Origin of the sequence: Aquitalea aquatica (genome assembly GCF_013911085.1) — a bacterium.
GTDB lineage: Bacteria > Pseudomonadota > Gammaproteobacteria > Burkholderiales > Chromobacteriaceae > Aquitalea > Aquitalea aquatica.
Genome location: NZ_JACERN010000033.1, coordinates 129683 through 154578, shown reverse-complemented (window position 1 = coordinate 154578; position 24896 = coordinate 129683). Strand labels below are relative to the sequence as shown.

The 24896-nt window shown below is 61.4% G+C and carries 26 protein-coding genes; 11 read left to right on the top strand and 15 right to left on the bottom strand.

Annotated features, from left to right (window positions below; all coding sequences use genetic code 11):
* Positions 1–76: 76 nt before the first annotated feature.
* Together H2Z84_RS13105 and H2Z84_RS13100 are read right to left on the bottom strand one after the other, a co-directional pair.
* Complete coding sequence (locus H2Z84_RS13105) at positions 77–265, bottom strand: hypothetical protein (protein ID WP_181836370.1); 189 nt, start codon at positions 263–265, stop codon at positions 77–79.
* Between the two features lie 148 nt (positions 266–413).
* Positions 414–1085: a GntR family transcriptional regulator gene (locus H2Z84_RS13100; protein ID WP_181836369.1), complete on the bottom strand. Its 672-nt coding sequence runs from the start codon at positions 1083–1085 to the stop codon at positions 414–416.
* 133 nt (positions 1086–1218) lie between these two features.
* On the opposite strand from H2Z84_RS13100, the gene H2Z84_RS13095 reads away from it, so the two are divergent.
* Genes H2Z84_RS13095 through H2Z84_RS13085 form a run of 3 tightly spaced genes read left to right on the top strand, consistent with a single transcriptional unit; the run spans position 1219 to position 4365 of the window.
* Positions 1219–1959 carry an SDR family NAD(P)-dependent oxidoreductase gene (locus tag H2Z84_RS13095; RefSeq protein WP_181836368.1) on the top strand — a complete coding sequence of 247 codons (741 nt, stop codon included), beginning with the start codon at positions 1219–1221 and terminating at the stop codon, positions 1957–1959.
* Positions 1952–3034, top strand: a complete 1083-nt coding sequence (locus H2Z84_RS13090; protein WP_181836367.1) for a phosphotransferase — start codon at positions 1952–1954, stop codon at positions 3032–3034. Before H2Z84_RS13095 ends, H2Z84_RS13090 begins: the two co-directional genes overlap by 8 nt.
* A complete protein-coding gene (locus H2Z84_RS13085) occupies positions 3031–4365 on the top strand; it encodes an aspartate aminotransferase family protein (protein ID WP_220272831.1) in 1335 nt (444 codons plus the stop codon). The genes H2Z84_RS13090 and H2Z84_RS13085 overlap by 4 nt, the downstream gene beginning before the upstream one ends.
* 6 nt (positions 4366–4371) lie before the next feature.
* Here the strand turns inward: H2Z84_RS13085 and mdcH are convergent, their stop codons facing one another.
* The 8 genes from mdcH to H2Z84_RS13045 form a co-directional block, all read right to left on the bottom strand.
* Positions 4372–5304: a malonate decarboxylase subunit epsilon gene (gene mdcH, locus H2Z84_RS13080; RefSeq protein ID WP_181836366.1), complete on the bottom strand. Its 933-nt coding sequence runs from the start codon at positions 5302–5304 to the stop codon at positions 4372–4374.
* Complete coding sequence (locus H2Z84_RS13075) at positions 5301–5966, bottom strand: malonate decarboxylase holo-ACP synthase (protein ID WP_181836365.1); 666 nt, start codon at positions 5964–5966, stop codon at positions 5301–5303. Before H2Z84_RS13075 ends, mdcH begins: the two co-directional genes overlap by 4 nt.
* Before the next feature lie 124 nt (positions 5967–6090).
* Positions 6091–6918 (bottom strand): biotin-independent malonate decarboxylase subunit gamma, encoded by an 828-nt coding sequence (gene mdcE / locus H2Z84_RS13070; RefSeq protein WP_181836364.1) that lies wholly within the window; start codon positions 6916–6918, stop codon positions 6091–6093.
* The gene (locus tag H2Z84_RS13065) at positions 6915–7778 is read right to left on the bottom strand and encodes a biotin-independent malonate decarboxylase subunit beta (protein WP_181836363.1); all 864 of its coding nucleotides are present in this window, start codon (positions 7776–7778) and stop codon (positions 6915–6917) included. The genes mdcE and H2Z84_RS13065 overlap by 4 nt, the downstream gene beginning before the upstream one ends.
* Positions 7775–8071 (bottom strand): malonate decarboxylase subunit delta, encoded by a 297-nt coding sequence (locus tag H2Z84_RS13060; RefSeq protein ID WP_181836362.1) that lies wholly within the window; start codon positions 8069–8071, stop codon positions 7775–7777. Before H2Z84_RS13060 ends, H2Z84_RS13065 begins: the two co-directional genes overlap by 4 nt.
* A gap of 25 nt (positions 8072–8096) precedes the next feature.
* Positions 8097–8954 carry a triphosphoribosyl-dephospho-CoA synthase gene (locus H2Z84_RS13055; RefSeq protein ID WP_181836361.1) on the bottom strand — a complete coding sequence of 286 codons (858 nt, stop codon included), beginning with the start codon at positions 8952–8954 and terminating at the stop codon, positions 8097–8099.
* Positions 8954–10615, bottom strand: coding sequence for a malonate decarboxylase subunit alpha (mdcA, locus tag H2Z84_RS13050; RefSeq protein WP_181836360.1), 1662 nt, complete (start codon positions 10613–10615; stop codon positions 8954–8956). The genes H2Z84_RS13055 and mdcA overlap by 1 nt, the downstream gene beginning before the upstream one ends.
* Before the next feature lie 81 nt (positions 10616–10696).
* Positions 10697–11644 (bottom strand): LysR substrate-binding domain-containing protein, encoded by a 948-nt coding sequence (locus H2Z84_RS13045; RefSeq protein WP_181836359.1) that lies wholly within the window; start codon positions 11642–11644, stop codon positions 10697–10699.
* Positions 11645–11922: 278 nt separating this feature from the next.
* On the opposite strand from H2Z84_RS13045, the gene H2Z84_RS13040 reads away from it, so the two are divergent.
* Positions 11923–12774: a crotonase/enoyl-CoA hydratase family protein gene (locus tag H2Z84_RS13040; protein WP_181836358.1), complete on the top strand. Its 852-nt coding sequence runs from the start codon at positions 11923–11925 to the stop codon at positions 12772–12774.
* 36 nt (positions 12775–12810) lie between these two features.
* Here H2Z84_RS13040 and pdeR read toward each other — a convergent pair whose 3' ends face one another.
* The gene (gene pdeR / locus H2Z84_RS13035) at positions 12811–14790 is read right to left on the bottom strand and encodes a cyclic di-GMP phosphodiesterase (RefSeq protein ID WP_181836357.1); all 1980 of its coding nucleotides are present in this window, start codon (positions 14788–14790) and stop codon (positions 12811–12813) included.
* A gap of 697 nt (positions 14791–15487) precedes the next feature.
* Between pdeR and H2Z84_RS13030 the strand changes: the two genes are divergently transcribed.
* Entirely contained in the window at positions 15488–16060 is a 573-nt protein-coding gene (locus H2Z84_RS13030; protein WP_181836356.1) for a hypothetical protein, read from the top strand.
* A gap of 182 nt (positions 16061–16242) precedes the next feature.
* A complete protein-coding gene (locus tag H2Z84_RS13025) occupies positions 16243–16509 on the top strand; it encodes a hypothetical protein (protein WP_103526150.1) in 267 nt (88 codons plus the stop codon).
* Positions 16510–16610: 101 nt separating this feature from the next.
* Here the strand turns inward: H2Z84_RS13025 and H2Z84_RS13020 are convergent, their stop codons facing one another.
* The 4 genes from H2Z84_RS13020 to ilvA form a co-directional block, all read right to left on the bottom strand.
* Positions 16611–17063: a hypothetical protein gene (locus tag H2Z84_RS13020; RefSeq protein ID WP_181836355.1), complete on the bottom strand. Its 453-nt coding sequence runs from the start codon at positions 17061–17063 to the stop codon at positions 16611–16613.
* A gap of 22 nt (positions 17064–17085) precedes the next feature.
* Positions 17086–17325, bottom strand: coding sequence for a hypothetical protein (locus tag H2Z84_RS13015; protein ID WP_181836354.1), 240 nt, complete (start codon positions 17323–17325; stop codon positions 17086–17088).
* Positions 17326–17503: 178 nt separating this feature from the next.
* Positions 17504–18151 (bottom strand): HAD family hydrolase, encoded by a 648-nt coding sequence (locus H2Z84_RS13010; RefSeq protein WP_103526147.1) that lies wholly within the window; start codon positions 18149–18151, stop codon positions 17504–17506.
* 57 nt (positions 18152–18208) lie between these two features.
* Complete coding sequence (gene ilvA, locus H2Z84_RS13005; protein ID WP_181836353.1) at positions 18209–19738, bottom strand: threonine ammonia-lyase, biosynthetic; 1530 nt, start codon at positions 19736–19738, stop codon at positions 18209–18211.
* 225 nt (positions 19739–19963) lie between these two features.
* On the opposite strand from ilvA, the gene H2Z84_RS13000 reads away from it, so the two are divergent.
* The 5 genes from H2Z84_RS13000 (at position 19964) to H2Z84_RS12980 (ending at position 24874) form a co-directional block, all read left to right on the top strand.
* Positions 19964–21112: a D-alanyl-D-alanine carboxypeptidase family protein gene (locus tag H2Z84_RS13000; protein WP_181836601.1), complete on the top strand. Its 1149-nt coding sequence runs from the start codon at positions 19964–19966 to the stop codon at positions 21110–21112.
* Positions 21113–21205: 93 nt separating this feature from the next.
* Positions 21206–21484, top strand: coding sequence for a YbeD family protein (locus H2Z84_RS12995; protein WP_103526145.1), 279 nt, complete (start codon positions 21206–21208; stop codon positions 21482–21484).
* A gap of 20 nt (positions 21485–21504) precedes the next feature.
* On the top strand, positions 21505–22128 hold the full coding sequence (gene lipB, locus H2Z84_RS12990; RefSeq protein ID WP_103526144.1) for a lipoyl(octanoyl) transferase LipB: 624 nt from the start codon (positions 21505–21507) through the stop codon (positions 22126–22128).
* Complete coding sequence (lipA, locus tag H2Z84_RS12985) at positions 22125–23072, top strand: lipoyl synthase (RefSeq protein WP_181836352.1); 948 nt, start codon at positions 22125–22127, stop codon at positions 23070–23072. Before lipB ends, lipA begins: the two co-directional genes overlap by 4 nt.
* Before the next feature lie 80 nt (positions 23073–23152).
* Complete coding sequence (locus H2Z84_RS12980; RefSeq protein ID WP_181836351.1) at positions 23153–24874, top strand: hypothetical protein; 1722 nt, start codon at positions 23153–23155, stop codon at positions 24872–24874.
* Positions 24875–24896: the final 22 nt, after the last annotated feature.

Sequence of the window (24896 nt, the reverse complement as noted above, 5' to 3'; positions counted from 1 at the left end):
TGCCTCTGCTGATGGTAGTGCCAGACGTGACAAGGCCCGGCATAGCCGGGCCTTGTCACGTCTGGGCCGCTGCCGCTTATTCGCCGCGTGGGGCCAGCTTGAGGAATAGCAGACGGATCAGTACATAGACCACGGCGTTCAGCGCCGTCATCAGCAGCAGGATGGCCAGCAGCGACAGGCTGGATTGCTCGGCCAGCGGGCCGGCCTTGAGGGTGCCGGCCAGCAGGGAGGTAATAAACAGGGTGCACAGCAGTTTGAATGTCATGGCAGCAGCTTTCTGCAAGAACGAACGCAGCTGTGTATTGCAAACATCGTGCCTGAAATGGCCTGTTCAAATCATTGAAATGAAAGGTGTTTTTCCGGATTGATACGGCGGACCGCCGATGTTGCGGTGTCGGCCGTGCGGAAATCCGTCAGCCGGCGCTCTGGCGGGCTTGCAGATGCAGCAGGATGGCCTGGCCACCGCTGAGAATATCGTCGCCAATGGCCAGTGCCGCCGCCGCGCCATCGCCTTGGCGCATTGCTGCCATCACCGGGTAGTGATAATCCAGCATGGCGCTGCCCCCTTGCTGGTAGACGGCAGCGATCAGCGGCCCCATTTGCAGCCAGATGCGGTAAAGAATGCCGTGCAGGAAGGGCAGGCCGGCAATGTCGACCAGGGCAAAGTGAAACTGCTGGTTCAGCGCGCAGCCCAGCGCGATGTCCTGCGCGGTCATGGCCACAGCATTGCGCGCTACGATCTCTTCCAGCCGGGTGATGTCGGCTGGCTGTGCCTTGGTCGCGGCGGTTTCCGCCGCCAGCCCTTCCAGCCGGATGCGGATGGCGCGTATTTCCAGATAACGCTCCACCGTCATGTAGGGCACGCGAATGTCGCGCGGCGATTGCATGGCCAGCGCCTGCTCCTGCACCAGCCGCAGGATGGCATCACGCACCGGGGTGACGCTGGTGCCCAGTTGCTCGGCCAGTTCGCGGATTTTCAGCCGTGCGCCAGGCTGCAGCCGGCCTTGCAGCAAGTCATTGCACAGCAGCTGGTAGACCGTGCTGCCCAGATTGTCGTGTTCCAGGGTGTCGAGTTGGTAGTGCATGGCGCAGCGGACGAAAGGGTGATGGCGGCATGGTAACACCGTGCTTGCCAGATGGAAATGCAGCAAATATGATGCATCATAATTTGATTCAGCCGCGTGCCGTCGTCGATATCACGCTGACAGGAGTAATGCCATGTCCCCATCTACCCGCTATATGTTGTTGACTGGTGCCAGTCGCGGCATCGGCCATGCCACGGTCAAGCTGTTTCAGGAGCATGACTGGCAGATTTTCACCGTGTCACGCCAGCCATTTTCCGAGGCCTGCCTGTGGCCATCGGCACGGCAAAGCCATATCCAGGCCGATTTGTCCGACCTGTCCTGCCTCGACCAGCTGATTGCCGAAGTACAAAGCCGCCTGCCAAATGGCGAGCTGCACGCGCTGGTGAACAACGCCGGTATCTCGCCCAAGGGGCCGCAGGGTGAGCGGCTGGGCATTCTGGCCAGCGCTGCCGATGACTGGAGCCGGGTGCTGAATGTGAATCTGGTGTCCACCGCCTTGCTGGCGCGTGGCTTGTTTGCCGAGCTGAAACAGGGGCAGGGCTCCATTGTCAATGTCACGTCCATTGCCGGCTCGCGCGTGCACCCGTTTGCCGGCGTGGCCTATGCCGCCTCCAAGGCCGGCTTGGCGGCACTCACCCGCGAGCTGGCGCACGAGTTCGGCCCGCATGGCATCCGCGCCAATGCCATTGCGCCGGGCGAAATCGACACCGCCATCCTGTCACCGGATACCGCCCGCATTATCGAGCGTGATGTGCCGATGCACCGCCTGGGTACGCCGCATGAAGTGGCCGAGGCCATTTATTTCCTTTGCTCTGGCCATTCTTCTTATATCAACGGCTCGGAAATCCACATCAACGGTGGCCAGCATGTCTGAAACCGTGTCCGCAGAGGTGTCCGAAGGCGTGATCGATCAGCTGTTTTCCACCGCCGCCGCGCCGGTGGAGTGCAGCGAGGCCACCGCCTTGCTGTGGCAGCATTACGGCCTGCGCGGTGTGGCCAGCCCGCTCAATAGCGAGCGCGATGCCAATTTCCACATCCGTGGCTACGATGGCCGCGAATATGTGTTGAAGCTGAGCCACCCGGCGGAGGACCGCGCCGTTACCGATTTCCAGAGCCGTGCCTTGCTGCACGCGCTGGCGCAGGACCCGACCCTGCCCATTCCGCAGTTGCTGCCACGCCGCGATGGCCAGCCCTATGCCCTGGTCGAAATGGTCGATGGCAGCCTGCGCGTGCTGCGCCTGCTCAGTTATCTGGCCGGCCAGCCCTTGCACCAGACTCAGCGCAGTGCGGCCCAGCGCCGTCATCTGGGGCAGACGCTGGGCCGGCTGGACAATGCCTTGCGCGACTATGCCCACCCGGCAGCCCATCACCCGCTGTTGTGGGATATCCAGCATGCCCAGCGGCTGCAGCCCTTGCTGGCGGAAACCCCGGACGGGCCGCAAAAGGCGGTGCTGGCCGACTGGCTGGCGCAGTTCATGCAGCAGGTGCAGCCGCAGCTGGGTGGACTGCGCCGGCAGGTGATTCACAATGACCTGAACCCGCACAATGTGCTGGTGGATGCGCAAGACCAGATCAGCACCGCCGGCCTGATCGACTTTGGTGACATGGTGGAAGCACCCTTGATCAACGAGCTGGCGGTGGCCTGTTCCTACCAGCTGTCCACCACCGCCAATCCGCTGGATAGTGCCGGCGAGCTGATTGCCGGCTACCACGCGGTCTGTCCCTTGCTGCCGGGCGAAATTGATCTGCTGTATTCCTTGATCATGACCCGGCTGTGCATGACGGTCACCATCACCGGCTGGCGGGCGGCACGTTATCCGGAAAATCGCAGTTATATCCTGCGCAACAACGGCCTGAGCTGGGATGGCCTGCAACGGCTGGCCGCATTCGGCCCGGCACGCGCCACCGCCTATCTGCAGCAGTTGTGCCAGACGAAAGGAGCAGCATGAATCCGCCAGACCAACGCATGGCCAATGCCTTTGATCCGGGCACGCTGGCCAGCCTGCCTGCCCGTGAGCAGGCGCTGATCCGCCGTCGCCAACAGGCACTGGGGCAGGCATATCGCCTGTTCTATCAGCAGCCCTTGCATCTGCTGCGCGGCGAGGGGGTGTGGCTGTACGACGCCGCCGGCCAGCCCTATCTGGATGTCTACAACAATGTCGCCTCGGTAGGGCATAGCCATCCGCAGGTGGTGCAGGCCATTGCCCGCCAGGCGGCCACGCTCAACACCCATACCCGTTACCTGGATGAAGGCATTGTCGATTATGCCGAGCGCCTGCTGGCCACTCTGGCCATGCCGGGTCATCAGGCCATGTTTACCTGTACCGGCAGCGAGGCCAACGATCTGGCCTTGCGGCTGGCGAGCAATTTCACCGGTGGGCAAGGGGTGATTGTCACCGCCCATGCCTACCATGGCGTCACCAGTAGCGTGGCGGCCTGTTCGCCAGCTTTTGGCGAGGGCGTGGCGCTGGGGCCGAATGTGCGTACCGTGCCCACCCCGGATAGCTACCGTGGCGTGGCCGGCGAGGATGTCGCCACGCGCTTTACCCACGATGTGCAGGCGGCGATTGCCGACCTGCAGCGCCACGGCCTGCGCCCGGCTGCACTGCTGGTGGATACGCTGTTTACCAGCGATGGCGTGTTTGCCGACCCGCCCGGTTTCCTGGCTGGTGCGGTCGATGCCATTCATGCAGCAGGCGGCTTGTTCATTGCCGACGAAGTACAGGCCGGCTTTGCCCGCAGTGGCAGCCATTTCTGGGGCTTCCAGCGCCATGGTGTGCAGCCGGACATCGTCACCATGGGCAAGCCGATGGGCAATGGTCACCCGCTGGCCGGGCTGGCGGCGCGTGCCGACATCATCGATGCCTTTGGCAGCCGCGTGCGCTACTTCAATACCTTTGGTGGCAATCCGGTGTCCTGTGCCGCCGGTATGGCCGTGCTGGAGGTGATCGAACAAGAAGGCTTGCAGCACAATGCCCACGTCACCGGGGCGTATCTCAAGGCAGGGTTGCAGGCGCTGGCCGGCAAGCACGAGCTGATCGGCGATGTGCGCGGTGCCGGTTTTTTCCTTGGGGTGGAACTGGTGAACGACCGTCAAGGCAAACAGCCGGCCACCGCCGCCGCCAGCCGTGTGGTCAATGCGCTGCGCGAGCGGCGCATCCTGCTCAGTGCCACCGGACCGGCCGGCAATATCCTCAAACTGCGGCCGCAGCTGCCGTTTGCCCGCGAACATGCCGACTTGTTGCTGGATGCGCTGGACGCGGTGCTGGCCGCACGGTAGCCGGCATCAGTCCTGAGCCTGCAGCCGGCTGGCCTGGGCTTGCAGGCTGTCCAGCCGGGTGGTGGCCAGGGCCAGTGCGGTGCCGTCTTCAAATACCGCAGCAAGCAACTTGCTCAGGGTGCTGCCAGGCAGCATTTCCACCGCCAGCCGTGCGCCGCGTTCATAAGCCAGTCGGCTACAGTCGTGCCAGCGCACCAGCCGCGCCATATTGCCGGCCAGATCATCGGCAATCTGCTCGGGCCGCCGCAGTAGGCGGGCGGCGCTGGCGCTGAGGTAGTCCAGCCGTGGCGCGGCCAGGCGGATGCGGATGAAATCCTGATGCAGCGCGCTGGCAGCTTCATCCAGCAGGCTGCAGTGCGAAGGCACGCTGATGTCCAGCCGCTGGCAGCGGCCGGCCCCACTGCTCTGGATCAGGCTGGCCAGCTGCTGCAGGCCTGTGTCGCTGCCGGCCACCACCAGTTGGCGCTCGGCATTGATATTGGCCAGATAGAGCGGGCTGCCGGTAGCCCGCAGCTGTGCCAGCAGGCTGTCCAGCTGCGGCAGGTCCAGTCCGGATACCGCGCACAGGCCATAGCCCTGCGGATAGGCCTGCTCCATCAACTGGCCACGCCGCCGCACCAGGCGCAGGGCATCGACCAGCGGCAGCGCCTCGGCCACTACGGCGGCGGCAAAGGCACCAATCGACAAGCCAGCCACCATCTGCGGCTGGATGCCTGCTGCTTGCAGCAGACGGGCCGAGGCCACGCCGGCAATCAGCAGGCAGAGCTGTACTGCCACCGTGGAGCGCAGCGCGGCGGCAGAATCCAGCAAGTGCGGCGAACTGCCCAGCACGGCCTCGGCCTCGGCCAGTACCGCATGACAGGCCGCGTGTTGCGGTAGCTGTTGCAGCATGCCGGGGCGCTGGCTGCCCTGGCCGGGAAAGACAAACAAGATGCTCATGGGCATTGCTCCACATGGTTTTGCCTGTGGGCCGGCCACGCGGCTAGCGGTTCATCCAGCAGCAGCGGGCCGCTGGCGGTTTTCAGCAGCACCCTGCCGCCGCGCAGCCATTCGTCCAGCGCCACACCGCCGGTAGGGGTTTGCAACTGGATATCCACGCGACAAGGCAGCCCTGCCAGCGTTTCCGCCAACGCTTGCACTACTGCCCGCGCGGGTGGCTGCGGGCAGCGCAGCAGCAGGTCAAGATCGCTGGCCGGACCAAGAGCAGGCTGACCAGTGGCCAGTTCGAAACCGGCACTGCCAGTGATGCCCCAGGCGAGGCCGCTGGCCTGCAATGCCGGATGTAACTGCTGCAGGGCCTGCAATGCCGGCAGGGCGGCAAGACGTGGGTGCTGTCGCCAGCCCTGCTGTGCGGCCACTTGCTCCGGGCTCAGCGCCCGACCTACCTGCTGGAGGCGCGCCCACAAGGCACAGCGCTGCCAGCGTAGCGGGCCACGCACCCCGACCGCGATCCAGCCGGGCCTGCTGCTGGCGCGGCGCACCACCACCGGCAGGCCGGGGTGCCAGTGCTGCGGCAGCCAGGCGGGCAGCTCGGTGTCGGTGGCCAGCGCCGAGCGGGGGGCAAGCCAGAGCAGATCATGCGGCAGGTAAGGCTTGAGCATCGGAAACTCCTGACAAGAAACGGCAGGCGACAAGGCTTTGCTGCGTCAGCTGCGGTCAACCATGTGGTAGGCATCCGGCGACGCTGGCCATGGCCATGGCCATGTGCCGGGATGCGTGCTGGCTTTAGCCTGCGTTCTCCGCCCATTGCCCTTGCAGCAGCTCACGGACCTTGCGCGTGGCCTGGCGATGCTCGCCGTGCAGCCGCTGCTGTAGGCCGCGTTGCGGATCGGCCTGGATGTCGTGAAGCGCATCTGCCAGTGCGCTGCGCACCCGTTGCACATCAGCCGGCGTGGGCTGGTCTGGCTGGTTCACTTTGAGCAATTGCCACAACAGGCCCAGGCTGGCATAGCTGGCGATGTCATAGGCCATGGGCGCGATACTGGCGGCCAGGGTTTCCAATTCGTCCACCGAACGCAGGGTGATGCGGGCGGCGGCCTGCTTGCCCATGGCGTGCACCATCACCCCGGCATCGTCCAGTGCCAGCAGGCGGTTGGCCTGGTAGCCGTGGGCCAGGAAGGCGCCGGACATGGCCTTGCCGACAATCAGCCCGATTACCGGATGGCCAGCTAGCCGGGCGCTGGCATAGGCCGCGGCGGCGGCGGCCAGCGCCTGGTGGATGCCGTAGGCCTCTTCACGGCGGCCATAGGCCTGACTGGGGACGTCGATGATGGCGACGATGGCGCGCTTGTCTGTCTCTTGCTGATCGGCGTGCACTGCAGCGTCGATGGCGGCGGCCAGTGCCCAGCCCTCCAGCAGGCCCACCTCGCCGTGGCGGGCGCGGACAAAGGGATTATGCGGGTCGGCCACCACGGCCACATAACGTGCCGGCTGCCCGGCCAGCTCGCCATCTGCCACCAGCAGGGATGGCGGCAAGCCTTTCTGCAGGGGAGTACTGCCGCACAGGGCGTGAAACCAGTCGCGGCCGCGCTGGCTGATGGTGGGCTGGCTCATGGTTTTTCTCCTGAGTGGAACAGTTGGCGGGCGGAGTCGGCATCAGCCTGGGCGGCGCTATCCATGGCCAGCAGCCGCTCCAGATAGTGCCGGCTGCGGCGGTGGCGCGGCTGCTCGGGCAGGCCACGGGCCATGAACTGCAGCAGTTGCTGGCGAATGAGTGTGCTGTCGTCTTCCAGTAAGGCATCGGCCAGAGCGCAGGCCTGGCGCTGTTCGCCGCCAGTGAGGCTCCAGATGAAGGGCCGGTTGCGCGAGTCATATTCCGCCACGCCGGCTTCCTGCTCGATCACTTGCGGGCCGTTCAGCCCCAGCCTGGCTTCGCGAGTGACGATGAGATAGCTGCACAGGCCGGCGGCAATCGACATGCCGCCAAAACAACCCACGGTGCCGGCGATGATGCCGATGACCGGCTGATAGCGGGTAAGGTCGGCAATGGCAGCGTGGATTTCGGCAATGGCGGCCAGGCCCAGGTTGGCCTCCTGCAGGCGCACACCACCGGTTTCAAACAGGATGACGCCGCGGGTGGGAATGCCCTGGCGATTGTCTGCTGCCGCCAGCTCCAGTGCAGAGGCCAGCTTGGCCCCGCCCACTTCACCCAGGCTGCCGCCCTGAAAACTGCCTTCGATGGCGGCAATCACCGCCGGCTGGCCATCCAGCAAGCCCTTGCAGATGACCACGCCGTCATCGGCCTGGGTCACGATGCCCTGCGCACTGAGCCAGGGTGAGTACAGTCGTTCGAACGGCCCGGCCAGCTCACGGCAGCTGCCGGCATCTAGCAGGCTGTGGGCGCGTTCGCGCGCGCTCAGCTCGATAAAGCTGCGGCCCTGCAGCAGCCGGGCGATGTCTTGTTGATGGCTCATGCGGACAGCTCCTCCAGTGCCTGGGCCAGCCGCAGGCTGACCACGCCCGGGGTGGCGCCGAAATCATTGATTTCCATCTGCATGGCGGCGGCCTGGCCATCGGCAAACAGGCGGTCGAGCTGGGCGCGCCAGCGGGCGGCGCTGCCATCAGCGGCGCTGTGTATCACGATGTGGCAGCTGCCGGCGGCGGCCGGTGCGATCAGCACTTCCAGGTCGCCCGAGGCTACTACCCCCACCAGCACGGCTTGTGCGGCCGGGGCTCCGGCCGGATAGTGCAGATGTAGTTTTTCCATGATTTCTCCTTGTTGGTTGGCCGGGTCAGTTGCCTGCCATGGCCGGTAGCCGGTCCAGCAGCAGGGTGGCGGCCAGCAGGTCGGCGGCGCCACCGGGTGACAGGCGTTGCGCCAGCATGTCTTTTTCCAGTTGATAGAGCCGGCGGCGCCCGGGCAGGGTGGCGACACCGCCGACAGCCAGTACGCTTTGCGCCCCAGCCTGTACCAGCGTCAGTCCCGGCATGCCGCCGCGCGACAGCAGGCAGGTGTCGTCCAGCCGGCTCATGATGGCCAGCAGGGCATTAAGCCGGGCATTCACTTCGCCGTCGCCGCGTGTGCGGCTGGCCTGCAAGGCGGGCAAGGCCAGCTTGGTGATGTGCGGAAAGCCCTGCTGCGCTTCGCCACGGGCACCACTCACGCCGTAGCGCTGGCAGGCCAGTTCGCCCTTGCGTGGCTGTGCCGGCAGCAGGCGGTCGGGTAGTTTTGCCAGCGTAGCGGCACGCTGGCAGACCGCCACGGCCTGCAGCTGGCTGGCATCCATGGCGGCAGCGGCTACCAGCAAGCCGATGGCCCAGATCGCGCCGCGATGGGTGTTGACGCCGTCACTGGCCTGCAGCATGGCCTGCTCGCCGGCCCGGCCCAGGCTGCCCAGCTGTTCGCGCAGTGCTGGCGATGGCTGTTGCTGCCAGGCGGCATTGGCCATGGCGAAGAAGGTTGGGTACAAGGCGTGGGCCGAGCGGCACAGCAGTGCCAGTGTCAGGTCGCTGTGGGCGCCGCTGCCACGGCTGTCCACCAGCCCGGGCTTGGGAGCCAGGCGGGCTTCGTCCAGCAGCGACTGACAGGCCAGCGCCGCCAGTTGCTTGGCCAGTTGTCCGGCCTGGTCGGGGGCAAAAGCGCGGCGCATTACCAGCTCCGGAAGCGGGCCGGCGGCTGGTACAGCCCGTCCGACCAGCTCACCAGTTCGGCCATGCTCTTGGCGGCCAGCAGCGAGCGGCTGGCTTCGCTGCGGCGGATGCCCAGGTCTTCCGGCAGGGCGACCAGTCCAGCCTGGCGCAGTGCGGCGGTGTTGGCCGGGTCGTGGCGCAGGCCGATGGGGGTGATGCCGGCCACGGAGGCAATCATCTGCCGGCGCTGTTCTAGTGATTCGGCCTTGTACAGATAGGCGATGCCCTCTTCGGTCAGTACATGGCTGACGTCGTCGCCGTAAATCATCACCGGGGCCAGCGGCATGCCGCTGTTGCGGGCCACCTCTACTGCGTCCAGGCTTTCCACGATGGTGGGCTGGCCATTGCCCTGGAAGGTTTCCACCATTTGCACCACCAGCTTGCGGCCACGGGCCAGCAGGCTGTCGGTCTGGATCAGATCCAGCCAGGCCGGGCTGGCATGGCGCCGGCCATGCGGGTCGTGGCCCATATTGGGTGCGCCGCCAAAGCCGGATAGCCGGCCATGGGTGACGGTGGAGGAGTGGCCGTCGCCATCCATTTGCAGGGTGGAGCCGATGAACATGTCCACCGCGTACTGCCCGGCCATCTGGCAGAAGGCGCGGTTGGAGCGCAGCGAGCCATCGCGGCCGGTGAAGAACACATCGGGGCGGGCCGCCACATAAGCTTCCATGCCCAGTTCGCCGCCAAAACAGTGCACGCTGTCCACCCAGCCGCTTTCGATGGCCGGGATCAGCGTCGGATGCGGGTTCAGCGTCCAGTGGCGGCAGATCTTGCCTTTCAGCCCCAGTTGCTCGCCATAGGTGGGCAGCAGCAGTTCGATGGCGGCGGTATTGAAGCCCAGGCCGTGGTTGAGCGATTGCACCTGATGCCGCTCGTAGATGCCGCGAATGGCCATCATCGCCATCAGCACGTGTACCGGCTTGATCAGGCGCGGGTCGCGGGTGAACAGCGGCTCGATAAAGAAGGGGCGGTCGGCCAGTACTACGAAATCCACCCAGTCGGCCGGAATGTCCACGCGGGTGAGTGCGGACGGGTCTTCGACAATTTCATTCACCTGGGCGATGACAATGCCGTCGCGAAAAGCGGTGGCTTCCACCAGTGCCGGGGTGTCCTCGGTGCTGGGGCCGGTGTAGAGATTACCGTGGCGGTCGGCCTGATAAGCAGCGACCAGTGCGACATTGGGGGTGAGGTCGACAAACAGCCGGGCATACAGCTCGACATAAGTATGGATGGCACCGATTTCCAGACAGCCATCCTGTAGCAGCTGGCCGATACGCAGGCTTTGCGGGCCGGAAAAGGAAAAGTCCAGCTTGCGGGCAATGCCGCTTTCGAAAATGTCCAGATGCTCGGGCCGGCCCACGCTGGGAATGATCATGTGCAGATCATGCAGGCGGGTCGGGTCTGCCCGTGCCAGACAGCGTGACAGGAAATCGGCCTGTTTTTGATTGTTGCCTTCCAGTACTACCCGGTCGCCGGGGGCGATCAGGATTTCCAGTGCGGCGGTCAGCTGGCTGGTGGACAGGATGCGGCCGCTGGCCAGGTGGCCGGCCAGCTCGATCCGGCGGCGCTTTTCACTACGGCGGCGATGCCAGACCGGGGTGGGGGATGAGGCTGCCAGCATGGGGGCTCCATATCGCAGATGACAATGTCCGCAAGGTAGGCGCTGGCACGCTGGCCATCAATCAAGCTGGCCGGCGAATTGTTAGCCTGAGGCTAATGGTTTGGTGGCAAGGCCCGTGGCGGATGGCTGCTGTCCCAGCATGCGGGCTTCGGCCAGCAAGGCCAGCAGATTGGGGTCGCGCTCGCGGCATTCCTGCAGCAACAGGCCGATATGCTGGGTACTGTGCCACTGCGGAGCCAGTGGGGTGAAGCGGATGCGCCCGGCAAACAATGAGCTGACCCGGCCGGGCAGCAGACTGAGGCCTACCCCGGCAGCTACCAGGTTCATCAGCGAAAAAATGTCGTCTACCCGCATCACTACATCCGGCTGGTAACCGGCTTGCTCGAACAGGCGCTGGAAGTCCCGGCTGGTGGCAAAGCCGTCGTTGAGTGCGACGAATTTATGATGGCGGTAGTCGGCCAGATCTGCCGTGGCAGCAGCCGGTGACGGACCGGCTGGCGAGGAGGCAAGAAACAACTCGTCTTCGAATAGTGGTACTGCCAGCAAGCCGGGTGGGCAGCCATCGGCCGGCAGCGACATCAGCAGGGCGTCCACCTGCTGGGTTTGCAGTTTCTCCAGCAACTGGGTGTTGGAGCCCAGTTGCAGTTCGATGGCCAGTTCTGGCCGGCGCAGCTTTACCCCCATCACCAGGCGTGGAATCAGCTCCACCGTCAGCGAGTACATGGCACCAATTTTCAGTTGAGCTGCGCCAAAGCCGGCTTTTTCACGGGCTTTGCGGATGCCGCTTTCCAGTGTTCGCCCGGCATCCTCGGCGGCTTCGGCCAGCGCCAGGGCGGCGGGCAAGGCAATCAGTCGGCGGCCTTCGTGACGAAACAGGACGCAGCGCATGGCGTCTTCCAGCGAATGCAGGGCGCGGTGCACGCTGACGGTGCTCATCTGCATGCGTTCGGCAGTGCGTGCCAGGCTGCCGCTGGCGACGAAGGCAGTCAGGATCTGTAGTTTGCGCAGGGTAATTTCTTCACTGATCATCGCGTGGCCTTGCCAGGTGGGGTAGCACTGCCCGATGCAGTGCTGGCCGGGCAGGCAGGTGTGCTGTTTTTTGTAAAAACCAGCATAAATATCATGATGAATAGAAATGCGTAGGAATAGGCAAAAAACACCATTTCCTGTTGATTTGTTTAAATAAAATGAAAAGGCAGAAATTATTCAAAACATATGGAATGAACCGAGGTCACTGTTTATGCTGGCGGCAAAGCTGGAAAATCGAACGTTCCATCGATTTTCCACCACGCTCATGAGGAGCCGACATGACTGACGCATTCCACAAAGATTGCCAGATTTTTACCGAAGCAGGTCACACATCGCAACTGACCGCCTACTACGAAAGCGGCCGCCGCATCGTCTGGCTGATGATGCATACCCATCCGCGCCCCAGCTTCAACCCGGCCTTGCTGGATGATGTCGAGGCGGTGTTTCGTGCCGTATGCGACAGCAAGCTGCCGATTGATTTCTTCATCTCGGGTTCCACCGTGCCGCATATGTATAACACCGGTGGCGATCTGAGCCTGTTTTCCCAGGCGATACGCCAGCGTCAGCGCGATGTACTGTCCAGCTACGCCACCCGGTGCATTGATATTCTGTGCCATCTGGATGGTGGCTTTGGCCGCAATGTCATCACGCTGGCACTGGTGGAGGGGAGTGCGCTGGGAGGAGGCTTCGAGGCGGCGCTGGCCCATCATTACCTGCTGGCACAACGTGATGCAAAAATGGGATTCCCCGAGATCTCGTTTAATCTTTTCCCCGGCATGGGGGCTTATTCATTTGTCGGACGCAAGGCGGGGCAGCGGGTGGCCGAGCAGCTGATTTCCTCGGGCGAGGCACCGCGGGCGCCCTGGCATCATGAGGTGGGGCTGGCCGATCAGCTGTTCGAGCCGGGCGAGGGAGTGATGGCAGCCAGAACCTTCATCGACACCCTGCAGCCCAGAATGAACGGCATCCGTGCCATGCTGCGTGCCCGCCACCGGGTATTCCCTATCCACCGCGAAGAGCTGATGGATATTACCCAGGACTGGGTGGACACCGCGCTGTCCGTGGAAGAAAAGGATATTGCCTATATGGAAAGGCTGGTTCAGCTGCAGAACAAGCGCACACGCGCTTGAATCCTGGCAGCTGATTGAGTGGCATGGCAGGCCCGTTCAGGGTTTGCCATGCTGGCGCAGCCATTGTTCCAGCTGGTCGGCGGGCATGGGGCGGGCAAAGTGATAGCCCTGTGCCAGATCGACCCCGATTTCACGGATGAAGTCCAGCTGGCTGTCGGTTTCCACACCCTCTGCCACGATCTGGAAATCAAGCTGCTGCGCCACGGCCACCATCGAGCGCAGCAGCGCCATGGACCGGGCATCCGCCGGGATAGCGCGGATAAAGCTTTGATCCATCTTGATGACTTGCAGTGGCAAACGGGTGAGCTGTGACAGCGAGGAGTAACCGGTGCCGAAATCGTCCAGGTGGATATTGACACCCAGTGCGCGCATTGCGCTCATGATTTCGATGGTGCGCGCCTCGTCCGAGGCGATGCAGGATTCGGTCAGCTCGATATCCAGCGGCGACTGGGTGAAGCCATGCTGCTGCATGGCGGCCATGAAGTCGGACAGTAGCTCGGGGTCGCCCAACTGGCGGGCCGACAGATTGACCGAAATGCGCAGTGGCTGCGGTAGCGTGCTCCAGCGTCTGGCCTGGGCCATGGCTTCGCGGATGACCCAGCGGCCAATCTGCTTGATCAGGCCGGAATCCTCGGCGTAACGGATGAAGCTCAGCGGTGGCACCATGCCACGCTCGGTCGATTGCCAGCGAATCAGTGCCTCTACCGAAGCTGCCTGCATGCTGCGCAGGCACACCTGCGGCTGGTAGTGCAGGCTGAACTGGCCCTCCTGCAAGGCCTGGCGCAAGCCGCCATCCAGCCACATGCTTTCCTGCAGGTGGTTGTTCATTTCGCGGGAAAAATACATCACACCCCCCTTGTTTGCTGCCTTGGCGGCATACATGGCGGTGTCGGCATTGCGCACCAGCTCGCTCAGGCTTTCGCCGTCGGCTGGAAAACTGGCCACGCCGATAGAGCAGCCGGAATACACCTGAATGTGCTGCAAGGTGAACGGTGTTTCCATCAACTGGCGGATCTGGCGGCACACGCTGGCGGTTTTTTCCGGGGTGGCGTCGTAGAGCAGCAGCAAGAATTCGTCGCCGCCAAAGCGTGCCAGGGCATCGCCGGGGCCGATTTGTTCGCGTAGCGCCTGGCCGACACGGGCGATCAGCAGGTCGCCCATGGCATGGCCATAGTGGTCGTTGATGTTCTTGAAGTTGTCCAGGTCCAGAAACAGCAGGTCGAAGGGTTTGGCTGGCTTGGTGGCAACCGCGAGATTGATGATGTTCTGGATGGCATGGCGATTGGGCAGGCCGGTGGTGCTGTCGGTGCTGGCCTGTTCCTCCAGCCTGGCCTGTGCGCGGCGCTGCTCGGTGATGTCGGTGCCGGAACACACCAGAAACCACTGGTCCACCGTGGCGTTGCGCACCAGCCGGTTGCGCCACCAGATCAGCCGCGGGCCGTCTTTGGTCAGAATGTGGCGTTCGGTTTCCCAGCTTTGCATGCTGCGGAAAAAAGTGGTGAGATTGGCGCGGATCTTTTCCGACTCTTCGGCCGAGAAAAACAGCTCCAGTGCGTTCTTGCCCATGACTTCGGCCTCGGTCTTGCCCGAAAGCCGTTCGCATTCGCGGTTGAAGCGCTTGATATTGCCGTTGTCGTCCACGATCACGATCAGCGAGCTGACTTCGGAAATGACCTGCTCGGAGAAATTCAGCCCGCGTTCCATCTCGCGCCGTACGGCGGCGGTGTCATTGCACCAGGTGGCCACACCGCGCCACTCGTCATGGTCGGTGCGGCGGCCAATCAGAATCAGGCCCAGCGGCGTGCCTTCCAGCTGGGTTTCGATGGCGACGGTAGCGGTGGAGCCGGCCAGGCTGCGTACGTCTTCGGCCTGGGCATTGCTCAGGGCAATGGCGACGATCATCCGGTCGTCGGCATCGGAAAGATAGAGCGCGTTGGAGTCCGGCGGCAGTCTCCAGCGTGGGCTGTCCGTGCCGAATCGCTGCGTCAACCAGGAGGAGGGCGTAAGGTCAATCACGTTATTTCTTTCTGCAGATGGCGTCAGTTTAAATAAAATCTATAAAAAATGACGCTTATTGGGCTTTTCCATGCAGTATATCGAGTCGCTCTTATTGCATAAATAAGCTTCTGTTCAAAGATCGCCGTCGTGCCGGGAAGTCTGTTACCACCGTGCTGCTTGCCAGGATGGCGCAAACAGAATTCATCATGGCAGATTACTCCAATTTTGTTTAAAGCAGTTATTACGGCGGTTTGTATTCGGGCAGGGCAGAAGCGTGTCAGGCCGGCTGGTCAGTGGCCGTGGAGATGGTGGGCAGATAGTGTGAAACTGCTTGTCGCAGCTTGCTATGGCAGGGGGGCGGAATAAAAATCGCCCACCCGGCAAGGGGTGGGCGCAAGTTCCATAAGGATGGAGGAGGATTAACGTCCCCAGTATCCAGTGGGTATTTCTTGCGGTCCAGTGCAACTTTTCACTGGTTTGTGCCATATCAATACCGGCTGGTCGTGGGCGGGCTTATCTGTGTGGCGAATAGCGATATCAGGAATGGGCATTTATCAATCCAGGCCGGCCGGGCTACAGTGAGGCGTCGATCAGCCGTGGCCGCGGGCGATTCCCTTGTCTGTCAGCGTCCTGCTGTATCACGCAGGTGGCCAGCGCTGGCTGGCATTCTCTTTCTGTTTCCATTGCGTATTGCCTGCAGATGGTCAGGTTTGTCATGAATGCATTTCTCACCCAGTTTTTACGCACCGTCCATGCCGAGTACTTCATGGAATTTCCCTTATGGAGTACGGCGGATGGGCAGGTGATGGGTGAGTTCATCAAGGTGCGCTTGTCCAGCCATTTTCAGCCAGTCCATGATGCCGCCGGCCAGTCGCTGGGCGTGCTGGCGCGGCTGCATGCCATGGCGCCGGGCGGCGAAGTGCTGGCTGACGAAGCGCTGACAAGGCTGACCCGCGTCAGCGAAACACCGGTGGTGCTGGACCGCTTTATCCGTAGCCTGCATTTGCTCAATTATCTGCAAGCCGGCTATGGCGAACAGGGGCTGATCTTGCCGGTGTCGGCCTTGTTGTTGGAGGCCGTCAGCCAGGAGCATGGCCGGGTATTTCGCCAGATTGTCGACCGGCTGGCACTGCCAGCACCACGCATCGGCTTTCTGTTGCCGGCGGCCTATGCGGCACAGCCGACACGGTTGGCAGTGCTGCGGGAAAACTATGCCCGCCATGGTTTTGCCACTTTCCTGTCTGCTGAGCAGGGCGACGCGGTGTTGCAGCGGCTGGATGCCTGCTGAGCCCACAAGTTCTGCCTTCTGTCATGTCGTGCGTGGATTCCGGACTGCCGCCGCCGAAGGCTTTGCGCTGTGCGCGGCTGGGGCGCGTCACCCTCATTCGGCGGTTTGCCACAGACAGGGTATAATGCGCGGCTGCATTCGCGTCATTTCGACATGGCAAGCTTAGGTAACGGGAAGTGAAGATGACTGAAGATCAAATCAAATGTTGCTGGTGCGACAAGGTATCCAGCCGGGCAAAGCTGACCGGCCCTGCGGCCAATCTGTGCCCGCACTGCGAAGAGCCGGTACTGCCATCGACGTTTGGTGAGCTGGAGCTGGGGCAGGATTTTGCCTGTAGCCTGGGTGGTTCGTGGAAGAAGATTTCCGCCAGCAAGGCTGAAATGCATGATGCGGCACCGTCCGACAAGCCTTGCGAATTCAAGCCGGCAGAAGTGGTCTACCCCTTCTGAGCCCGGGTTCGGGCTGCTATGGCCTGATCAATATGCAACCGCCGCCAGGGTAATCTGGCGGCGGTTTTTCTTTGTCTTTGCCCGATGTGCCGTCGGCTATTTCAAGTGGCAGGGCTGACCAGTGTGATGGCCGCGATATCCAGGTGGTGCAGCAATTCGCGCAGGATCAGCAGGCTGCCGATGAATTCGGCGCCATCCGGCAGGCCGGCGGCCGAGCCACCTTCCACGGCATTAGCCAGGCGTGAAAACAGACCCTCCACGCTATGTCGCCCCAGCTGGCTGCCATGCTCTGCAGCCAGGCCACTCAGTGTGGCGATCTGGTACATGGCCGGGTCGCTGCTGCTGACGGTAGCCAGCATCAGCCGCTGCGGCCAGTTGGCGCTGATGGCGTCTTCCACCTGCATGATGGCTAGCTCCAGGGCAGCAGCCGTTGGCAGGTCGGGCTGCTTGCGGCTGGCCAGTGCCGTCTGCCAGCCGACCGGCATGCTGGTTTGCTGCTGTTGCGCAGCAAGGCTGGTGTGTTCGGCAGCGATATGCAGATGAAGATGGCTCATGGTGGTGTCAGGCCTTGTCGTTTCAGTGATTGATGCCGGCGTTATGCTGGTTTTTTTGCAGCAGCGCAGCTTGCCAGGCGGTATGGTCGCGGGCGATCTCTGCCTGCCGTTCTGGCGGCAGCAGGGCATCGGCGGCCTTGATGGCTGCTTGCTCTGCCTGCCAGGCGCTGATGTCGGCGGCGCTGGGGCGGCTATCGTGATGACCTGCCAGGGCTGCAGTGCTAAAGCCAAGGGCGATTAGGGCGAGAGTGAGGTGTTTCATGATCTGTTTCCTTGTCGGGTTGTGCTGCAAGTGCATGCCTGCAGTGTATTGATTACCCCTTGGTGGAAATAGATGCTTTATTTCAAGATATTGTTTCTTTTTGGTGTTTAATCCGGCTAAAGAAAACCCGCATCGGCCACTGGCGCCATGCGGGTTGCAAATACAGGCGGTCGCCAGCTTACAGGTGCTGCAGTAGCTCCAGCGGGTGTTCGATGCTGATGTCGGCTCCCCATTGCTGCGGCTGGTCCTGCTCCGAGATATAGCCCCAGTTGGCCAGCACGGTTTTCATGCCCACCACGCGGCCGGCCTGGATGTCACGCTCGGCATCGCCCACGTACAGGCAATGGACCGGGTCGATACCAATCTGCCCGGCAGCATGCAACATGGGAGCCGGGTCCGGCTTGGGTACGCCGACGGTGTCACCGCTGACGGTGACTGCCGGGCGACTGACAAAGGGCAGGGCCGGCACCAGTCGATCGGTAAAGCGCATCGGCTTGTTGGTGATGATGCCCCAGGTGAGGCCTTTGGCAGCAATGCCCTCGAGCATGTTGTTGATGCCGTCGAACAGCACGGTTTCATCGGCAAAGCTGTGCTCGTAATGATCAAGAAAACGCAGCCGGTATTCCTCGAAACGCGGATGCTCGCGGTCTATGCCAAAGCCCAGGCTGACCAGCCCGCGTGCGCCATGGCTGGCCAGTGGGCGAATGGCGGAATAGGGCTGGGGCGGCAGGCCTTCCTCGGCCAGCAAGCGGTTGAGGGCAGCGCCCAGGTCGCGCGCCGTGTCGGCCAGGGTGCCGTCGAGGTCGAACAATACTGCTTTGATCATATGGGGATGCCTGTGCGGGAAGTTCTGCGGCCAGCCGTGTTGGCTGGCCGGCAGAGTTTAGCGGATGGTCTTGCCCAGGAACAGCTTGTAGGCCGGATTGTCCGTCTCTTCCACATAGGGATAGGCCAGGCCATCCAGGAAGTGCTGGAACTCGGCATTGTCGCTGGCCGGCACCTGAATGCCTACCAGCACGCGGCCATAGTCGGCACCGTGGTTACGGTAGTGGAACAGGCTGATATTCCAGTGGGTGCGCATGCCTTCCAGGAAGCGCATCAGCGCGCCCGGGCGCTCGGGGAATTCAAAGCGCAGCACGCGCTCATCTTTCAGTTGCGGTGCATGCCCGCCCACCAGGTGGCGGATGTGCAGTTTGGCCAGCTCGTTATCGGTCAGGTCCAGTCCATCCAGATCATTGGCCTTGAGCTCGGCAATGATGCGTTCCGAATCCTGCTTGCCGCTGATCTGTACGCCGACAAACACATGAGCCGTGCCGGGGTCGGCAAAGCGGTAGTTGAATTCGGTGATGTTGCGGTTGCCGATTACCGAACAGAATTGCTTGAAGCTGCCCGGTTTTTCCGGAATGGTGACGGCAATGATGGCTTCGCGGCGCTCGCCCAGTTCGGAGCGTTCCGATACATGGCGCAGGCGGTCGAAGTTCATGTTGGCGCCGCAATTGATGGCCACCAGGGTCTGGCCGGTACAGCCTTCACGCTCGATATAGGCCTTGGCGGCTGCCACGGCCAGTGCGCCGGCTGGCTCTACGATGGAACGGGTGTCTTCGAAGATATCCTTGATGGCGGCGCACATGGCGTCCGAATCCACCAGCATAATTTCGTCCAGCAGCTCGCGACAGATGCGGAAGGTTTCCTCACCCACCAGTTTTACTGCCACGCCATCGGCAAACAGGCCCACGTCTTTCAGTTCGACACGTTCGCCTTTTTCGATGGACTGCTTCATGGCGTCGGAATCCACCGGTTGCACGCCGATGATCTTGATTTCCGGCTTCAGGCGCTTGATGAAGCTGGCCACGCCAGCCGCAAGACCGCCGCCGCCAATCGCCACGAACACGGCATCGATATGGCCGGGGTGCTGGCGCAGGATTTCCATGCCGATGGTGCCCTGGCCGGCAATCACGTCCGGGTCGTCAAACGGCGGGATATAGGTTTTGCCGGTTTCGGCTACCAGGGTCATGGCGTGCTGGTAGGCATCGCTGAACGATTCGCCATGCAATACCACCTTGCCGCCACGGCTGGTGACGCCGTCAATCTTCACCTGCGGGGTGGTCACCGGCATCACGATGATGGCTTCACAGCCGATTTTTTTGGCCGACAGCGCCACGCCTTGGGCATGGTTGCCGGCGCTGGCGGTAATTACGCCGTTGGCCAGCTGCGCGGGGGTCAGCTTGGCCATTTTGTTGTACGCGCCGCGCAGCTTGAACGAGAACACCGGCTGCAGGTCTTCGCGCTTCAGCAAAATGGTGTTGCCGGTACGGCGGCTGAGATTGTTCGCTGTTTCCAGCGGAGTTTCCACCGCGACGTCATAGACGCGCGAGGTGAGGATGCGCTCCAGATAGTCTTGCTTGTCTTGCATGGTGATGCCGATGTCCTTGTCGTTCTTTTTTATTGAACTGTCAGAGTAGCAGGAACTCCAAGCCGGCGGGAAGCCGTGTCGCCATTTTCATGCTGCATTGCCGCAACCGCATGGGCGGCAGCTGCTGCACTGCTGCAAAAACCAGCCATTTACGGTCAACGCAGCAGCGTGGGCGTGTATAATCAACGGCTATTGTTTGTAGCCCTCACCCAGTTGTCGATCTCAATGAAAACCACCATCTCCCGAATTTTGCTTGCTGCCACGCTTGCCCTGCCTGTTGCTGCCTCTGCCACTGCTGCTTTTGTACCGCCGGTGCCGGAAATCGCCGGCAAGGCCTACTATCTGGTCGATTTCAACAGCGGACAGGTGCTGGCCGCTCAAGGCCCTGACGCCCGTGTCGAGCCGGCCTCGCTGACCAAGCTGATGACCGCCTACCTCACGTTCAAGGCAGTCAAGGAAAAGCGCCTGACGCTGGACCAGATGCTGACCGTGTCCAGCCGTGGCTGGAAAACCGACGGTTCGCGCATGTTCCTGGATCCGAAAGTGCCGGTTAAGGTGGATGACCTGATCAAGGGCATGATCGTGCAATCCGGCAACGACGCCTGCGTCACCCTGGCCGAAGCCATTGCCGGCAGTGAAGACGTGTTCGCCCAGGTGATGACCCAGCAGGCGCAGAAGCTCGGCATGAAGAACACCCAGTTCCGCAATGCCACTGGCCTGCCGCATGCCGATCACTACACCACGGTGCATGATCTGGCCATCCTGTCCGCCGCGCTGATTCGTGATTTCCCGGAGTTTTATCCTACTTACTCCATCAAGTCGTTTACCTATAACAACATCACCCAGCCCAACCGCAACCTGCTGCTGTACCGTGATCCCAATGTGGACGGCATGAAAACCGGCTACACCGATACCGCAGGCTACAATATGATCACCTCCAGCCATCGTGATGGCCGCCGGGTGATTTCCGTGGTGGTGGGTACGGCCAGCCCGGAAGCGCGTGCGGTGGAAAGCTCGAAGTTGCTTAATTACGGCTTGCAGTTTTTCGATACGCCCAAACTTTACTCGGCAGCCAAGCCGGTTTCTGATGTTCCGGTGTACAAGGGTGCTGCCAAGTCGGTGCCGGTTGGTTTTGGCCAGGATGTTTACGCCACCGTGGTCAAGGGTCAGGCAGGTCAGCTGAAAGCCGACCTGTCCACCGTGCAGCCGCTCATTGCGCCGATCAAAGCCGGCCAGACCGTAGGCAAGCTGGTGGTGAGCCTGGATGGCAAGCCCTTGCTGGAGCGCCCGGTGGTTGCCTTGCAGGCAGTGGAAGAGGGTGGCTTTTTTGGCCGCCTGTGGGACAGCATCAAGCTGATGCTGGGCTGGAAGTAATCCGGCTTTTGATTGACCGCCCCGCGTGACGGGGCCAGGCAATGGCCTGCATCGGAAGATGCGGGCCGTTTGCCATTGCGGATCGAGTTGAATATGGCTGAACAAATCCCTGAAAAGCAGGAAATCATCGAATTCCCCTGTCGTTTTCCGCTCAAGGTAATGGGTGAGCGGCATGATGAATTCGTGGTCACCATGACCGAAGTGGTGCGGGTGAATGCCCCGGACTTGGCGGTGCACGATGTCACCCTGCGCGAAAGCTCGGGCGGGCGCTTCTATGCACTCACCATTACCGTGAACGCCACCTCGCGCGAACAGCTGGACAATATCTATCTGTCGCTCACTGGCCACCCCATGGTCAAGATGGTGCTTTAAACCGAACAGGAGCCTCGCGCGTGCAGCGTCTGATCAAGCATTTGGGTCTGGTGGACTACGAACCGACCTGGCGCACCATGCAGTCCTTTACCGATAGCCGCACGGCAGATACGCCGGACGAGCTATGGGTGGTGGAGCATCACCCGGTGTATACCCAGGGCCTGGCTGGCAAGCCGGAGCACTTGCTGCGGCTCACTGATATTCCGGTGGTGAAAACCGACCGTGGCGGCCAGGTTACCTATCATGGCCCCGGCCAACTGGTGGTGTATCTGCTGATCGATTTCAAGCGCATGCATATCGGCGTGCGCGAACTGGTGCGGCGCATCGAGCAGGCGGTCATCGACATGCTGGCCGGGCAGGGCATTACCGCCAATGGCGATGTCAACGCCCCCGGTGTGTATGTGGATGGTGCCAAGATTGCCTCGCTGGGCTTGCGCATCAAGAACGGAGCGGTGTATCACGGTCTGTCGCTGAATGTGGACATGGACCTGACCCCGTTCAGCTGGATCAATCCCTGCGGCTACGAAGGCCTGCGGGTGACGCAAATGAAGGATTTGGGGGTGGATAAAACCCTGGCGCAAGTGGCCGAGCTGCTGCTGCCCCAGTTGGAAAAACACCTTACCGTGGTGAAGGAGACAGCATGAAGTTGGACAACGAGGCAGGGGTCAAGCATAAAGGCGCCGCCAAAACCGCACGCATTCCCATCAAGATCGTGCCGCTGGATGAAAAGCTGAAAAAGCCGGAATGGATTCGCGCCAAGCTGCCCACCGGCCAGCGTTTTCACGAAATCAAACAGATTCTGCGCGATCAGAAACTGCACACCGTGTGCGAAGAAGCCACCTGCCCGAATATCGGCGAGTGCTTCAGCAAGGGTACGGCTACCTTCATGATCATGGGGGATATCTGCACCCGTCGCTGCCCCTTCTGTGATGTGGGTCATGGCCGTCCCAATCCGCTGGATGAGAACGAGCCCAAGCACCTGGCCGAGAGCGTGGCCGCCATGCGGCTCAAATACGTGGTGGTGACCTCGGTCGACCGTGACGACCTGCGCGACGGCGGTGCCCAGCACTTTGCCGACTGCATCAGCGCGGTGCGGGCGGCTTCGCCGGATACCCAGATCGAAACCCTGGTGCCGGACTTCCGTGGTCGCCTGGATATCGCGGTGGACATTCTCACCACCACGCCGCCGGATGTGATGAACCATAATCTGGAAACCGTGCCGCGCCTGTACAAGCAGGCCCGTCCGGGTGCCGATTACGCGCATTCGCTGCAGCTGCTGAAAGATTACAAGGCCAAGAACCCGGCGGTGCGTACCAAGTCCGGCCTGATGGTCGGCCTGGGTGAAACCGACGAGGAAATCCTCGAGGTGATGCGCGACCTGCGCGCCCATAATGTGGACATGCTGACTATCGGCCAGTACCTGCAGCCGTCCGATGGCCATCTGCCGGTGCTGCGTTATGTGCACCCGGATGTGTTCAAGATGTTCGAGGAAAAAGCCTACGAAATGGGCTTTGCCCATGCGGCAGTCGGTGCCATGGTGCGCTCCAGCTACCACGCCGATGTGCAGGCGCACGAGGCCGGCGTTTAAGTGACACTTCCAACGCTAATGGCGACTAAACAACGCTAATTTGTACTCTACATCGCTAAACGCTACTGAGAGGGGCGGGCATGCGGAAGGCAATTCCAAGGATCAAGGAGTTTCCCGACGACGGCCGCATCTGGAGGGTAGATTGGTTTGGCGGTGTAGAGCGCAATCCCCAGGTTCCCTCCGAACCTAAAATCCAACTCATCATCAGTCCGGTGGTAGATGGCGCCACCGACTACGCCGCCAGCAACGCCGTCAATCACGAAGAACGCCGCTCAATCAGCATCGGTGTTGGTCAACTGCCCCTTGTTTCTATCGGTTCGCTTTGGCAAAACCGGCATTGCCTTATCGAAAGTGCAGGCAAGACCAAGGTCTTCGAAAACCTCATTATCTCGCCTGAGACGGTCCGACTGGTGAAATCGGATGTCTTGGTTGATGGGCAGCAGCTCATCCGTAAGAAGTATCACCAGATCGGTGCAGGATTGGCTGCGCAATGTCTTGCTATCGAATGGCAAGATGATCCCTATGGCATTATCATTCCAACAGCTGAGATCATTCGGTTTTATTACGCCACGTCGTCGGACTTGGCCAAAGCTATTTTTGCGGGTGATTTTCGACACGATCTGGGGGCGATCGTGAATCCGGATGAATGTCAGTACGTTGCGCCAGAGAGGCGCTGCATACTTAAGCTGCGTAAGGAGTTTGCTGATGTGGATGCCTATATTATTGGCCGCATTCTGAATTGCCACGAGGCCTTAGAAGGGGCGGTTCTCGTGCATGATTCGATGATCAAACAAGCCGTGCTGGGTAAGCCGCGTTTGTACCCTGACGCTGCGTTTCCATTCGTTGGCTCAACCAATCTGCGGGTGAGGATGAAGGGAATGAAAACGCCTGATGAGAAAAGTTGGCGTTTCATCGTCTTTGCCCTGGAGCATTGCACGGCGCCATTCCCATTCAGTGCAATTACCTGTGATAGAGATAACAGCAACCTCCGCCCAGAAGAGGGTAAGGACCAACCGGATGATTTGAAAGAGCCAGCATACCCAAGTAAGCAACCATCCGGTCAGGACGTTACTGATGGAGAGCTGCAGAGTGACGAGGATACCTCCAAAAACATCCAATCGGCCGTAGTGTCCATGCCAGAGGAGCGCTTTGGCGCATTGGCCGGCATGGAACTGGAGAAGCCTGAGAAGGAGGTTTGCAATTACTTTAGCGCCGGAGTTGTTCGGCCACTTGCACTGCCCACAGAAGTGTTTGGCACTGGTGATGGTTCCTACTCGGATACTGGTATAACGCCTACTTCAGCAGAGGTCAAGCATATACGTCAGGAGGCAATACCAGCAAGCTTTGAAAACTTTGAGGCGATGGTGAAGCATCTGGATGGGGAGGCTGGATGCCGGGCTAGAATCCGTGCCAGAACTGATGCCATTGCATATATACCACTAACGAAGCCTCATAAGGCTTGGCAATGGAGCTATCTGGATTCAGAGAAGCAGCAAAGACGTGCTGTTGTGGTTGCAGATATTGTGAGGGGGGCGAGCGCATACAGTTTAATCGAGTTTCAGTGGCGTGAAGGGGAGTCGTTTAAGCTGGCAATGGTTTCATTGCCGAGTGGGGCTAGGTTGGGTGACGAACAGTTGTATTTGTTGCTCCGGGTTTTAGCAAAAAAAGAAGGACGTTGGGAAAATGCAAAACCATTGCTGGGATATGTCGAGCTTGCTACGCTTAAGCATACGTGGCCATCGGTATTTGCCTATGCAGATGCAGTAGTCTCTAAAATTATGGTAAAGCTAAGTGGCAGTTAGCCATCCCATAATTGATTTTGAG

Coding starts and splice junctions, on each gene's coding strand:
- lipA (WP_181836352.1), top strand. CDS start 22,125: ATGAAGTTGGACAACGAGGCAGGGGTCAAGCATAAAGGCGCCGCCAAA.
- mdcE (WP_181836364.1), bottom strand. CDS start 6,918: ATGAGCCAGCCCACCATCAGCCAGCGCGGCCGCGACTGGTTTCACGCC.
- H2Z84_RS13100 (WP_181836369.1), bottom strand. CDS start 1,085: ATGCACTACCAACTCGACACCCTGGAACACGACAATCTGGGCAGCACG.
- H2Z84_RS13045 (WP_181836359.1), bottom strand. CDS start 11,644: ATGATCAGTGAAGAAATTACCCTGCGCAAACTACAGATCCTGACTGCC.
- H2Z84_RS13025 (WP_103526150.1), top strand. CDS start 16,243: ATGACTGAAGATCAAATCAAATGTTGCTGGTGCGACAAGGTATCCAGC.
- H2Z84_RS13010 (WP_103526147.1), bottom strand. CDS start 18,151: ATGATCAAAGCAGTATTGTTCGACCTCGACGGCACCCTGGCCGACACG.
- mdcA (WP_181836360.1), bottom strand. CDS start 10,615: ATGCTGGCAGCCTCATCCCCCACCCCGGTCTGGCATCGCCGCCGTAGT.
- H2Z84_RS13060 (WP_181836362.1), bottom strand. CDS start 8,071: ATGGAAAAACTACATCTGCACTATCCGGCCGGAGCCCCGGCCGCACAA.
- H2Z84_RS13090 (WP_181836367.1), top strand. CDS start 1,952: ATGTCTGAAACCGTGTCCGCAGAGGTGTCCGAAGGCGTGATCGATCAG.
- H2Z84_RS12980 (WP_181836351.1), top strand. CDS start 23,153: ATGCGGAAGGCAATTCCAAGGATCAAGGAGTTTCCCGACGACGGCCGC.
- H2Z84_RS13105 (WP_181836370.1), bottom strand. CDS start 265: ATGACATTCAAACTGCTGTGCACCCTGTTTATTACCTCCCTGCTGGCC.
- H2Z84_RS13040 (WP_181836358.1), top strand. CDS start 11,923: ATGACTGACGCATTCCACAAAGATTGCCAGATTTTTACCGAAGCAGGT.
- H2Z84_RS13085 (WP_220272831.1), top strand. CDS start 3,031: ATGAATCCGCCAGACCAACGCATGGCCAATGCCTTTGATCCGGGCACG.
- H2Z84_RS13000 (WP_181836601.1), top strand. CDS start 19,964: ATGAAAACCACCATCTCCCGAATTTTGCTTGCTGCCACGCTTGCCCTG.
- H2Z84_RS13020 (WP_181836355.1), bottom strand. CDS start 17,063: ATGAGCCATCTTCATCTGCATATCGCTGCCGAACACACCAGCCTTGCT.
- H2Z84_RS13095 (WP_181836368.1), top strand. CDS start 1,219: ATGTCCCCATCTACCCGCTATATGTTGTTGACTGGTGCCAGTCGCGGC.
- H2Z84_RS13015 (WP_181836354.1), bottom strand. CDS start 17,325: ATGAAACACCTCACTCTCGCCCTAATCGCCCTTGGCTTTAGCACTGCA.
- H2Z84_RS13055 (WP_181836361.1), bottom strand. CDS start 8,954: ATGCGCCGCGCTTTTGCCCCCGACCAGGCCGGACAACTGGCCAAGCAA.
- H2Z84_RS12995 (WP_103526145.1), top strand. CDS start 21,206: ATGGCTGAACAAATCCCTGAAAAGCAGGAAATCATCGAATTCCCCTGT.
- H2Z84_RS13030 (WP_181836356.1), top strand. CDS start 15,488: ATGAATGCATTTCTCACCCAGTTTTTACGCACCGTCCATGCCGAGTAC.
- ilvA (WP_181836353.1), bottom strand. CDS start 19,738: ATGCAAGACAAGCAAGACTATCTGGAGCGCATCCTCACCTCGCGCGTC.
- mdcH (WP_181836366.1), bottom strand. CDS start 5,304: ATGAGCATCTTGTTTGTCTTTCCCGGCCAGGGCAGCCAGCGCCCCGGC.
- H2Z84_RS13065 (WP_181836363.1), bottom strand. CDS start 7,778: ATGAGCCATCAACAAGACATCGCCCGGCTGCTGCAGGGCCGCAGCTTT.
- H2Z84_RS13075 (WP_181836365.1), bottom strand. CDS start 5,966: ATGCTCAAGCCTTACCTGCCGCATGATCTGCTCTGGCTTGCCCCCCGC.